Origin of the sequence: Roseovarius sp. ZX-A-9 (assembly GCF_028369135.1) — a bacterium.
Classification (GTDB): domain Bacteria; phylum Pseudomonadota; class Alphaproteobacteria; order Rhodobacterales; family Rhodobacteraceae; genus Roseovarius.
Genome location: NZ_JAPWHW010000015.1, coordinates 115,925 through 128,364, shown reverse-complemented (window position 1 = coordinate 128,364; position 12,440 = coordinate 115,925). Strand labels below are relative to the sequence as shown.

Annotated in this window: 10 protein-coding genes; 4 read left to right on the top strand and 6 right to left on the bottom strand. The window is 62.4% G+C overall.

Features of this window, described 5'->3' with window-relative positions:
• The first annotated feature begins 38 nt into the window (after positions 1 to 38).
• Positions 39 to 518 (top strand): ATP-binding protein, encoded by a 480-nt coding sequence (locus O3306_RS15270; RefSeq protein WP_272008867.1) that lies wholly within the window; start codon positions 39 to 41, stop codon positions 516 to 518.
• Between the two features lie 301 nt (positions 519 to 819).
• Positions 820 to 2,394, top strand: a complete 1,575-nt coding sequence (locus tag O3306_RS15265) for a gamma-glutamyltransferase family protein (RefSeq protein WP_272008865.1) — start codon at positions 820 to 822, stop codon at positions 2,392 to 2,394.
• A gap of 140 nt (positions 2,395 to 2,534) precedes the next feature.
• Here the strand turns inward: O3306_RS15265 and hspQ are convergent, their stop codons facing one another.
• Positions 2,535 to 2,861: a heat shock protein HspQ gene (gene hspQ, locus O3306_RS15260; RefSeq protein ID WP_272008863.1), complete on the bottom strand. Its 327-nt coding sequence runs from the start codon at positions 2,859 to 2,861 to the stop codon at positions 2,535 to 2,537.
• 235 nt (positions 2,862 to 3,096) lie between these two features.
• On the opposite strand from hspQ, the gene O3306_RS15255 reads away from it, so the two are divergent.
• Positions 3,097 to 3,699 carry a transglycosylase SLT domain-containing protein gene (locus O3306_RS15255; RefSeq protein WP_272008861.1) on the top strand — a complete coding sequence of 201 codons (603 nt, stop codon included), beginning with the start codon at positions 3,097 to 3,099 and terminating at the stop codon, positions 3,697 to 3,699.
• 103 nt (positions 3,700 to 3,802) lie between these two features.
• Here the strand turns inward: O3306_RS15255 and O3306_RS15250 are convergent, their stop codons facing one another.
• From O3306_RS15250 to O3306_RS15235, 4 genes are all read right to left on the bottom strand, one after another.
• Positions 3,803 to 4,411 carry a LolA family protein gene (locus O3306_RS15250; protein ID WP_272008859.1) on the bottom strand — a complete coding sequence of 203 codons (609 nt, stop codon included), beginning with the start codon at positions 4,409 to 4,411 and terminating at the stop codon, positions 3,803 to 3,805.
• Between the two features lie 207 nt (positions 4,412 to 4,618).
• Entirely contained in the window at positions 4,619 to 7,522 is a 2,904-nt protein-coding gene (locus tag O3306_RS15245; protein ID WP_272008857.1) for a DNA translocase FtsK, read from the bottom strand.
• 15 nt (positions 7,523 to 7,537) lie between these two features.
• On the bottom strand, positions 7,538 to 8,716 hold the full coding sequence (locus O3306_RS15240) for an aminotransferase class I/II-fold pyridoxal phosphate-dependent enzyme (protein ID WP_272008875.1): 1,179 nt from the start codon (positions 8,714 to 8,716) through the stop codon (positions 7,538 to 7,540).
• A gap of 159 nt (positions 8,717 to 8,875) precedes the next feature.
• Positions 8,876 to 10,204 carry an amidase gene (locus tag O3306_RS15235; protein ID WP_272008855.1) on the bottom strand — a complete coding sequence of 443 codons (1,329 nt, stop codon included), beginning with the start codon at positions 10,202 to 10,204 and terminating at the stop codon, positions 8,876 to 8,878.
• Positions 10,205 to 10,257: 53 nt separating this feature from the next.
• On the opposite strand from O3306_RS15235, the gene O3306_RS15230 reads away from it, so the two are divergent.
• Positions 10,258 to 11,514 carry an FAD-dependent monooxygenase gene (locus tag O3306_RS15230; protein ID WP_272008853.1) on the top strand — a complete coding sequence of 419 codons (1,257 nt, stop codon included), beginning with the start codon at positions 10,258 to 10,260 and terminating at the stop codon, positions 11,512 to 11,514.
• Between the two features lie 27 nt (positions 11,515 to 11,541).
• Here O3306_RS15230 and O3306_RS15225 read toward each other — a convergent pair whose 3' ends face one another.
• Complete coding sequence (locus O3306_RS15225; RefSeq protein ID WP_272008852.1) at positions 11,542 to 12,438, bottom strand: hypothetical protein; 897 nt, start codon at positions 12,436 to 12,438, stop codon at positions 11,542 to 11,544.
• Positions 12,439 to 12,440 lie beyond the last annotated feature (2 nt).

The window sequence follows — 12,440 nt, the reverse complement described above, 5'->3', positions numbered from 1 at the left end:
AAAGCCTACATCAAATGGGAATGCCAGGATGAATGATCATGGCGTCAGAGAATTTCCAGACCACAGGTTGCTCAATCCAAGGTGATGACAACGCAGCACTTTCTTTCACGCTGGACAGCGTGGACACTGCTGTTCGGCACAGCCTGGGTCAGGTGCGCCGCCATCTTGTGCGTTGCGGCATTGCGGATGATCTGTGCGGCACGGTCGAGATCGCGCTGGCCGAGGCTCTGAACAACGTGGTCGAGCACGCCCATGCCTCTGGGACGCATGGTTCGATCAGGGTGGAAATCGCGCAGATTGGCGCAGGAATCCATTGCGAGATACATGATGCCGGATCGCCTCTACCGGGGTTGGCGCTGCCACAGGGAATGCGGCCACCCCTGAACGTGCCACGTGCCGACCTGCCCGAAGGCGGGTTTGGCTGGTACATGATCCGGTCACTGACGCAAGATCTGCACTATAGCCGCTCTCGCGGCATGAACCGCCTCGGCTTTACTGTGCGTGCCAGCTCTGCGTGAGCGGATCATCCCGCCAAGCTGACCTCCCGGAAAGCGGTCAGATCGCGCCGAACATCATTTTCCGGCAAATTGGCGATTGCCGTAGATTCGCCCATATCTGATCGCATTGCGGACAGAGTGCGGCATCATACACTTTCTTGTAGCTGCATATGGCTTCCCTCGGCGCCGCGTTTAACAGCCCCCACCCAGTTCGCGGTGTCGAGGTCCCCCCCCCCAGAAAGCAAATCTCCGCCCTGCCACGATTGGCAATTGGCGCGCTGCGTCCTAGTGTCCGGTATAGACCCCGCACAATGAGGCCCCGATGCGCGATTTTCACCTGCCTGGACGTTCCCCCGTATTTGCCACGAACGGCATCTGTGCCACCTCGCATCCGCTTGCCGCGCGGGTTGCGGTCGACATTCTGGGCCGAGGCGGGAACGCAATGGACGCCGCGATTGCCGGGGCTGTCCTGCTGGGCATATGCGAGCCGCAGATGACCGGGATCGGTGGTGACTGCTTCGTGCTGTGGAATGCCCCCAGTTCGAACGAGGTGCAGGCCTATAACGGCTCTGGCCGCGCCCCCGCGCAGGCCCGCGCCGCTGACCTGCGCGCCAAGGGGCTGGAGGCCATGCCGGTCCACGCCGCCCACTCAGTTACCATCCCCGGCGCCATCGAGGCGTTCTGCACGCTCGCCGCCGACCATGGAAAGCTGGGGCTCGATGCCCTTCTGGCGCCGGCAATTCACTACGCCGAGGAAGGCGTGCCCTTGGCCCCGCGCGTCATCGACGATTGGGGCCGGGCCGGGCCGACCCTGCAAGGCCACGGGCCTCGCCATTTCATGCCCGAGGGCATGCCACAGGTCGGTACTCTGTTTCGTGCCCCCGGTCAGGCCGAAGTGCTGCGGCGCGTCGCAGCCAACGGCGCTAGTGCATTCTACGAGGGCGAAGTGGCCGAAGACATGGTCGCCGCACTGCGCGAACTGGGCGGTGTGCACAGCGAAGCGGATTTCGCGGCCCATCGGGGCACGCCCGCAACCCCGGTTGCAGGCGAATACAACGGTATCGAACTGGTCGAGCATCCACCCAATGGACAGGGCGCGACAGCGATTCTGATGCTGAACATCCTAAGCCATTTCGACATCGCGGGCCTGGACCCATACGGGGCCGCGCGGGTGCATCTCGAGGCAGAAGCCACCAAACTGGCCTATGATGCGCGTAATCGCATCATCGCCGACCCGGATCATACGTCACAGCTGGACCGGATGCTGTCGCCGGAACTGGCGGCATCTCTGGCCGCGCTGATCGATCCTCGCCGTGTGATCGCGGCGGCCGCGCCACTGACCGAGCAGGTGCATCGCGACACCATCTACATCACCGTGGTGGACCGTGACCGAATGGCGGTATCGCTGATCTATTCGATCTTTCACGGATTCGGATCCGGCATTGCATCGGAAAAATTCGGCATCCTGCTGCAGAACCGCGGTTCGGGCTTCTCGTTGAAAGAGGGGCACCCGAACGAACTGGTAGGCGGCAAGCGTCCGATGCACACGATCATTCCCGGCATCCTGCGCCAACGCGGGCGTGTGCTCATGCCGTTCGGGGTGATGGGCGGCGGCTATCAGCCCTGCGGGCATGCCCGCTTCGTGTCGAACCTGCGCGACTTCGGGATGGATCCGCAAAGCGCGATTGATGCACCGCGCGCCTTTGCCGATAGCGGCAAGCTGAATGTCGAACGGGGTTATTCCGAGGCGGTGCGCCGTGAACTGGAAGACCTTGGGCATGCCGTGGCGATCCCGGACGCGGCTATCGGCGGCGCGCAGGCCATCGCGATCCGCGAGGACGGCGTGCTGGAGGGGGCATCCGACCACCGCAAAGATGGCTGCGCATTGGGGTATTGATCAAAGCCTTCTGCGTTTTTTCTGAATCAGGGAAAGCGCAGAAGCCCTTGCCCGAAATCAAATGTCTCAGGGTCGGTGGGTTTTGAAACCGAAACCGCGTGAACTACTGTCGTGTGGCGGGTTTCGACCCGCCGCCCACATCAGTTCAGTTGGAAATGCAGCGGATACAGGCCGTCCTCGAACGGGCCAAAAAGGTCGGGGATATCGGGATGCTCTACCGGCTGCCCGGAATAATCCGCGACCAGGTTCTGCTCGCTCACGTAAGCCACATAGTAGCTCTGGTCGTTTTCAGCCAGCAGATGATAAAATGGCTGTTCCTTGACCGGGCGGCTTTCCTCGGGAATCGAGGAATACCATTCATCGGTATTGGAAAACTCCGGGTCCACGTCAAAGACAACACCGCGGAACGGGTGTTTCTTGTGCCGAACGACTTGGCCCAAATGATATTTCGCGTGTGTTTTCATCATAACGTTGCAGCCCCTAACCTGCGATCATAAAGGTTTCAAGGGGGTTTTGTCCAACCCCGATGCGGGAATCGGCGGGAAACAGTCTGTGAACCTTACCGTAACAGTCCCGGGACGCCGCACTGCCTGCGGTGCGCAGTGCAAGGGTTATTCACGCCGGGACGGACCTTGCAAATTCATGATTTCCCATCGCACCGGATTCAGGTACAGTTTGACAAAAAAGAAGAGCGAGAGGCAGATGAGCAGACAGCTTCGCGCAGCGCTATTGTTACTCCTCGTTGCGGCCTGTGGTCGTGGCGGCAGTTATGGGTCGTCCCCCAATACGATGGACGACGCCTGTGCAATCTTGCGCGAGCGCCCGAACTACACCCGCGCCTTCCGCGCGGCAGAACGCCGCTGGGGCGTGCCGATGCATGTCCAGATGGCGACAATCTATCAGGAGAGCAAGTTCGTCAGCGACGCACGCACGCCCTTCCGATACACGCTGGGCGTCATTCCCATGGGGCGGCAAAGCTCGGCCTATGGCTATAGTCAGGCGTTGGACGGGACCTGGAAAGAATACGTGCAGGCCAATCGCAAACATTCGGCGCGGCGCGACAACATCCACGACGCGACCGATTTCATGGGTTGGTACATGGCCGAGAGCCGTGACCGGCTGGGCATCCCCCTCCATGATGCCAAGCAGCAGTATCTGGCCTATCACGAGGGGCGCACCGGCTTTGCGCGCGGCAGTTATCGCAACAAGGCGTGGCTGATGCGTGTTGCACAATCCGTGGATGACCGCGCGTCCACCTATCAGCAACAGCTGCGCAGCTGTGGTGGACGGCGCGGGCTGTTCTGAGGGACACCCGCCACCGGTAGTACGGTGGCGGATCAGAGACCGTTTTCGCCTCGGCGTTGTGAGGGTGCTCGCAACGCACCTCCAGACTGACCGCCAATAAGGTCTAGCGCTCGATCTGCGTCGCCGTCGCCAGCCCGGGGATGACAAAGTTTTCATCCTTCAGGCGCATGCCCTGCGACAGATCGCCCAGGACAACGGTCGTCCTGCTGCCGCTGCTGTCATTGATCACCCATTGACGCAGCTCGACCGGGCTACCGGTAAAGACCAGTTCGATATTGCCATATTCGGGATGTTCGGGGTCCTGCGCGCGCACCGTCGTCGTGGTATCGTCACTTGAATGACCCGTCACCATGCGGGCGCGCGTCAAATCAACGTTGCGTGCCAGGATGATCGACAACGGTGTGCGGTGCAGCGGATAGGCCTGCGTCCCCTGATTCGATTTTGGATCGACGATACCCACCGTGTCGCCATTGGCCACAACCAGCGTTTGGTCAGGCGGGTCGTATTCGAACCGGACACGGCCGGGACGCTTGATCAGGATACGGCCGGTGCTGATCGTGCCATCATCATTGATTTGGGTAAACGCGCCGGTCGCGGTCTTGAGCGTGTTGAGATAGGATGACAGCTCTCCCAGCGACAGCTTTTCCGCTGCTGCAGGCAATGCCATCGCCACTGCAAATACGCCAACGAGAAGCGATTGAACCATTTTCATAATGTGACCTGCCCTTACATGCCTGTTGCCCACATTAAATAGGGCCAAGGCACGTGTTATGCGATATCAAAGCGCATTTTTCGGCAAATCGCCGCAACAGCAACCGCAATTGGCTCAACGCTCGGACCGCGCGCCGTATCGAGCCGCAGGGCTTCCACGGCTCGATGGATCGGGGCGGTGCAGGTCGCCGCCTGTACCCAGCCTTGCTTATTGCTCCGGCACCAGGATCTCTCGCTTGCCGACATGGTTGGCGGCACCCACGAGGCCCTCGCTCTCCATCTGCTCGACCAGCCGCGCGGCCTTGTTGTATCCGATAGCCAGCTTGCGCTGGATGTAGGACGTGCTGACCTTGCGGTCATTCAACACGACCTGCACCGCCTGATCATAGAGCGCATCCTCGCCATCCGTATTGCCACCGAGACCCAGCACGGCGTCGATGCTGCTGGCCTTGTCGTCGTCGGGGCCTTCAACCACGCCGCTAAGATATTTGGGCGGGCCGTAAGCCTTGAGATGGTTGACGACTTCCTCAACCTCTTCGTCGCTCACGAAAGGCCCGTGGCAACGTGTGATCTTGGCACCGCCCGCCATATACAGCATGTCGCCCATGCCCAGCAGTTGCTCGGCACCCATCTCGCCCAGAATGGTGCGGCTGTCGATTTTGGACGTGACCTGAAAGCTGATCCGCGTGGGGAAGTTGGCCTTGATCGTGCCGGTGATGACATCGACCGACGGGCGCTGCGTTGCCATGATGATATGAATGCCGCTGGCCCGTGCCATCTGGGCCAGACGCTGGATGCAGGCCTCGATCTCCTTGCCGGCGACCATCATCAGATCGGCCATCTCGTCAACGATGACGACGATATAGGGCATCTTCTCTGGTGCAAACTCTTCGGTCTCGAACACTGGTTCGCCGGTCTCGTCGTCAAACCCGGTCTGCACCGTGCGGCTGAACATTTCGCCCTTGCTCAGCGCGTCCGCCACACGGCCGTTATAGCCGTCGATGTTGCGCACACCCATCTTGGACATCTTGCGATAGCGATCTTCCATCTCGGCGACGGTCCACTTGAGGGCCACCACCGCCTTCTTGGGGTCCGTCACGACCGGGCTCAGCAAATGCGGAATGCCGTCATAGACGCTGAGTTCCAGCATCTTGGGGTCGATCATGATCATCCGGCATTCATCCGGTGTCAGCTTGTAAAGCAGGCTGAGGATCATCGTGTTGATCGCCACGGATTTACCCGATCCGGTGGTCCCCGCAATCAGCAGGTGCGGCATCTTGGCTAGGTTGGCGACCATGGGATCGCCGCCGATATCCTTGCCCAGCGCCAGCGGCAGTTTCTGGTTGCCGTCGCCAAAATCACGCGAGGACAGGATCTCGCGCAGGGCGACCATCTCGCGGTTGTCGTTGGGCAGTTCGATCCCGATAACCGTACGCCCCGGTACGGTGCTGACCCGTGCGCTGAGCGCCGACATCGACCGTGCGATATCGTCCGACAGGCCGATCACGCGGGACGCCTTGAGGCCCGGCGCCGGCTCCAGCTCGTACATGGTGACGACCGGGCCGGGGCGGACGCTGACGATATCGCCCTTGACGCCATAATCATCCAGCACGTTTTCCAACATCCGCGCATTTTCCTCCAGCGCGTCATCACTCAGGTGATACCGCTGGATGTTCTCGGGGCTCGACAAAAGGCTGAGCGGCGGCAATTCGAACTCGCTGCTCGTCGTCTCCTCGAATTGCAGCTTTGGCTGCGCCTCGGCCTTGGCACGGCTCGACGGTGCGGGTGCCTTGCGCACCGAATGCTGCACCACCTTGCGCGGCTCGGGCACCGGGATTCGCATGCTCTGCTCGGCCTGGTATGCGCCGTAATCCTCGTCATCGTCCAAGACAGCAGCGGGGGCCGGTTCGGCAGCGGGTGCATCGACCTGCGGCATCTCGGTGCGCATGGCAGTCAAGGGCGGCTCGGGCGGCAGCGCCAATCCGGCGGTCAATGGCGGCTCTGGCGGCAAGCCCGCATTCGGGCGCGCCGTATTCAGCACAAGAGGATCTGGCCCACGCCCGCGCCCCTTGGTCAGCGGCGCAACGGATTCCACGTGGATGGCGGTACTCTTGCGCACCCGGTTCTTGATTACGTCGGCGATCTTTTCCTTGATCCGGTCCTCGCCGGGCATATCCTGCGCACCGGCAACAACCCTGGGCTCGACCAGTTCCGGCTCGGGCAGCGGCTCGGGCTTGCGGATAAGCGACGGCATACGCGACAGCAGCCCGCCCTGCTTTTCCACCGGTTTGAGCAGCGGCATTTCGTCCTGCACGTCGGGCTCGTCGATCACGGCACCTGTTCCGCGCCGCATACGCGGGGCGACGATGCTGACCTCTGGCGCGCGCGCCGCCTCCTGCGCTTCGGCACGGCCAGCGCGACGTTCCTGACGGGCCTGAGCTGCATTGCGGGCAGCTTCGGCACCCCGGCCGAGGGCGTCCAGCAGCATCGAATAGCTCATGATCAGACCCACGAGCAGGAACCGCGCAATGCGGATCAGCTCGGCCCGGTCAAACCCCAGCACGAACGCTCCCAAGGCCAGCATCGAGGCCCCCAATACCAGTGCCAGCAGCTTCAACCCCACCGCCAGGCTCACGGGCAGAATACCCAGGACCGCGCCCAGGACGGTGTCACCGAAAATGCCGCCAAGCCCGAAGCTGTGGGTCGCATACCATTCAGCGCCGGGCGTCAGCGAGGCCGCGTAGAGCGACAAAACCGCGATCCAGATCGGCGCAAAGATTAACCGCCCGATCGCCCGCTCCTGACCGCAATGCAGTACGAAACGTACGCCCCAGGCCGCCAGCACGATGGCCGCGCCCCACGCGCCCCAGCCGACAACCATGAACAGCGTTGCGGCGATGGTCGCCCCGCTCTGGCCCAGCCAGTTATGCACCGGCGCGTCAACGGCCGACAGCCACGATGGGTCATCTGGGCTGTAGGTGGCAAACATCATCGCAACGAGAGCGGCGAGCGCCAGCAGCCCGAGACCCAGCAATTCCTTGCCGCGTTTCTCGATCGCCTGCGCCATATTGCTGTCCAGCAGCGGGTCGCGTCCTCGTGTCTGATATGCCATTTAATCCCTCGTACCTTATGTGTAGAGACACGCCCGCAGGCTGGTCAGCCCGCGTGTCATCTCGTCTATTGGGGCCACCATCGCCACCCGAATGTATGCCTGACCCGGGTTGCCCCCGGAGGTTTCGCGGCTCAGATAGGCGCCCGGAAGAACCCGCACGCCGGTCTCGCGCCACAGACGCAATGCCGCCGCCTCGCCGTCTTCGACCGGCAGCCACAGAAAAAACCCGGCCTCGGGCCCACGATAACCCGGAACGCCCTGCATGATCTCATCGGCGCGGTCGTATTTCTCGCGGTAAAGACGCCGGTTCTCTTCGACATGCGCATCGTCGGCCCACACCGCTTCGGCCACCCGCTGCAACGGTAGCGGCAATGGTGCGCCCGCATAGGCGCGCAGCTGCTTGATGCGCCGGATGCTCTCCGCTCCGCCCGCGACAAATCCGCTGCGCAGCCCCGGCAAATTCGACCGCTTGGACAGGCTGTGAAACGCCACCACGCGCTCGGGGTCGATCTGCATCCGCGCGGCCACCGCCAGCGCCCCTTCGGGCGGCGTGTCGCGGTAGATCTCGCTATAGCATTCGTCGGCAAAGACTCTGAAATCGTATTTTTCCGCCAAAGCCAGCAGATCCTGCCAATAGTCTGACGTCGCCACCGCGCCCTGCGGATTGCTGGGCGAACACAGATAGGCCACCGCGACGCGGTTCAGGACATCGGCAGGCAATGCAGTGAAATCCGGCAGATACCCCGTTTCCCGTGTGGCAGGCACAAAGACGGGCTCTGCCCCGACCGACAGCGCGGCCACCATATACACCTGATAGAACGGGTTGGGCACCAGAACCACGGGCTTTCCCCCCGCCTTGGTTTCGGGGCAAAGCGCCATCATCGCATTGTAGAGCCCCTCGCGCGTCCCGTTGAGCGCCATGACCTGGCTGCCGGGATCAAGCGTGACGCCGTAGCGCCGCGTGACCCAGCCGCAAATCGCAGCCTGCAACTCGGGCGTGCCGTCATTGGGCGGATACAGGCCAAACTCGGCCGCGTTACGGCTGATGATCTCGGTGATCCAAGGTGGAAAGGCGTGTTTCGGCTCGCCGATCGTCATATGCAGCACTTCGCCGCCCGGTTCTGCCACGTCCAACAGGGCGCGCAGGCGCGGGAATGCATAGGCCGGAAGGTTCGAAAACCGCTCGGGAAACATCTGAAACTGCCTCAAGGTTCGGGATCATTGACGCCCCGCTTGTGGCAAAACTACTCTAAACTCAGCCCTCAGGTCCAGCGAAACCGCCTTTGCCCACCCGATTTGTGGCATTTTGGCAAATCGGGCTTCATCTTTGTAAAAATACTCAAATCCAACGGGTTATCCCAGCGCTATCTCCGCCGCCTGAGCGATGCGCAACAGCCGTTCTTCGCCAAATGGCGTGCCGCAGAACATGATGCCGCAGCTTGGCACACCGGTGGGCAGCGTGACCGCACTCAGCCCCATCAGATTGCCCACACGGGTATTGCGCAAGGCCAGCAGGTTTTCGGTCATGTAATATGCGTCATCTTCCATCAACCGCTTTGCATCGGGCGGCAGAATCGGCGCAGTCGGCATGATCACCGCGTCAAAGCCCGCCACGCGGGCGGCCCATTCGGTACGCAATTCATCCAGACGCTGACAGGCGGCAACATAATCCGCCGCACTAAATTCGGCACCGCTGCGGAACCGGTCACGGATCGCACTGAACATCTTGTCCGGTGCGGCCTCGATCATCTTGCCCCATGTCCCATAGGCTTCGGCGGTAAAGAGGATGCCTGACAGCGGCATCGCCTCTGCGATCTCGGGCGCTTCCAGTGGCGTGATATGCGCGCCCGCGTCGCGCAACCGCTGCACGACATCATTGTAGGCGGCCAATGGTGCCTCGCGCATGTCGTCCATCACCACCGTTTGCAATGCGGCAAAGCGCATGCCCTGCAATGCGACCCCGCGCAAATCGGGCGCGGCCCCGCCTTCGAGCGCAGCCAGCATCAATGCGGCATCCTCGACCGTGCGGCAAAGCGGGCCGATCGTGTCAAATTTCGCCGCCAACGGCACGGTGCCTTCCACCGACAGACGCCCGCTTGTGGTCTTGAGCCCCACCAGATCGTTCCAGGCCGACGGGATGCGGACCGAACCGCCCGTGTCACTGCCGATCCCGCAGGCGGCAAGATCAAAGGCGACGCTCGCGGCCGCCCCGCTGGACGATCCCCCCGGCACCGCAGCCGCGTCGTTGATACAGGGCGGCGTCGCCGTCATCGGATTGAGGCCAAGGCCGGAAAAGGCCAGCTCGCTCATATGCGTCTTGCCCAGACAGACAAGGCCAGCCGCCGTGGCATTGCGCAGAACGGTGGCATCACGCGCGGGCACCCGTCCCGCCAGCAGTTGTGATCCGGCCTCTGTCGCCACACCGGCGCTGTCAACCAGATCCTTCCAACTGATCGGCACACCGTCCAGCGGGCCGCGCCGCTGGCCTGCCTGCGCGCGTTCCGCTGCGGCGCGCGCTTCGGCGCGGGCGCGGTCATGGGTCACGACCGAGTAGATGCGCGCGGCATGTTCATGCCCGTCGATCGCGGCCAGATAGGTTTCTGTCAATGCCACCGCGTCGATCTCGCCCGCGCCGATCCCGCGCCCCAGATCTGCCGCGCTCATCCGTAGCCAGCCTTGCATTCCAGCCCCCTGCAAATGTCCGATTTCGCGCAAACGTAGCGACAGTGGCGCGCATGGACAATCCCGCAACTCTCACCATATTGAAGGGCATGACATATGACAGCGATATCCTGATTGTTGGCGGCGGGCTGAACGGCCCTGCCCTCGCTCTTGCCCTCGCGCAGACAGGCCTGCACGTAACGGTGATCGACGCCCTGCCACAGCCTGCGCGCAAGAACGCCGCGTTTGACGGCCGCGCCTATGCGCTCGCCCTTGCCTCGGTTCGCTTGCTGCGCGCCATCGGCATTTGGGACGGTATCGCCAACCACGCGCAGCCGATGCTGGAGATCAAGGTCAGCGACGGGCGCGCGGGCACCGGGCCGCTGTCGCCCTTCTACCTGCATTTCGATCATGGCGAGATCGAAGAAGGGCCGATGGGCCACATGTGCGAGGATCGGTTCCTGCGCCGCGCGTTTCTGGATGCGATCAGCGAAGAGCCGAACATCCGGCAGATTTCGGGCGATGCGGTCACGGCGCAGACGGTGATACCCGGTGGCATCGAGGTCACGCTGGCCTCGGGCAAGGTGCTGCGCGGCGGGTTGCTGGTCGGCTCGGACGGGCGACGCTCGGGCACGGCAGAGCGCGCCGGCATCCGCCGCACCGGGTGGGATTATGGCCAGATGGCGCTGGTCTGCGCCATCGAGCACGAGTTGCCGCATCACGGGATCGCGCATCAGTTCTTCATGCCGCCCGGACCGCTGGCGATTCTGCCGCTGCCCGGCAACGTATCGTCCATCGTCTGGAGCGAAGCCACCGCCACTGCCGCCAGCTTCGCAGAACTCGACGATGCTGAATTCCTGCATGTGCTGCGCCCGCGTTTCGGCGATTTCCTGGGAGAGATCGCAATCAAGGGACCGCGCTACAGCTATCCGCTGGGCCTGAGCCTGGCCAATCACCTCGTTGCCGAGCGCGTGGCGCTGGTCGGCGATGCGGCGCACGGGCTGCATCCGGTGGCAGGTCAGGGTCTCAACGCAGGGCTGCGCGACGTGGGCGCTTTGGCACAGGTTCTGGACGACGCCCGCAGACGCGGCGAAGATTTCGCAGCGCAGGACGTTCTGGAGCGTTATCAGCGCTGGCGGCGGTTCGACATCCAGACGCTGGCGCTGGCGACAGATTTCAGCACCCGACTGTTTTCCAGCGACAACCCACTGTTACGACTGGGGCGCGATCTGGGGATGGGCGCGATCAATGCGCTGCCCGGTCTGCGCCGTGGCATGATCCGCGAAGCTGCCGGGCTGACAGGTGATCTGCCAGCCCTGATGCGAGGATAGCGCGACGTTGCATCGCCGCGCTGCGTGTTACTGCACGGATTTGTTGCGCACCCGGATACGGTGGAACGTCATCAAAAGGTCCAGCATCGCCTTTTGTTGATCCAGATGGCCATGCTCGGCCTCGATGTTGAAATACTCTCCCAGACCGTTGAGCACGACATAGTTCGAGAACGAGCAATCATTGCGTTCGGGAATGACGTGCTCATAGATCACGTTAACACCGCGCTCCAGGAAAAAATCGGCGGCTCTCTTGGCGCGGCGTTCCTGCTCGAACGGTTTGGTGCCTGCCAGCAAGATCGCGTCATCCTCGTCGGTCTTGGCCACTTCGGTCATGAAACCGGACATCACTGCGCTGGTGCGCGCCGCGCTGATGCCGCCACTGCCGCCATTGCCGGTATGGCCATTGGCGTTGTTGTGCAAAGTCAGAAAGAAACTGATGCGCGGATTGCGCAGATCCAGCAGGAACTGCGTGAACAAAGGCGCGGGGCGTTTGCGCATTTCCTTGCAACTGGCGGTGGCCTTCTTGGTCATGCCGAAATTGCGGTTTGGGTCCTGGTTCTGGTGGGTACGGCTGTCGCCCGCCTCTACCGCGATCACCTTGCCGCCGTAGCGCAGCACGGAATAGATCGCCGTGTCGAATGCCGCGTTCTCATTGTCATGCAGCAGATAGATCGTCGGCCCGTTGGGCTGTTTGGTGTTGTCGATCACGGTGATCTGCCATTTCAGGCCGTTTTCCTCGAAATCGAGATCCGACAGACACAGCCCGCTTTCGGGGCCAAGAACCGCAGCATGGCGTTTCACATCCTTGTCGCGCATATCGCTTGGCGCAAGGCAGCCATCTTCGTTGCCTTGCGCGGCTGCTCCGCCTGCCAGAAGCGCCAGCAATGCCGCGCCACCGAATGTCTTCTTTACGAAATTGATCATGA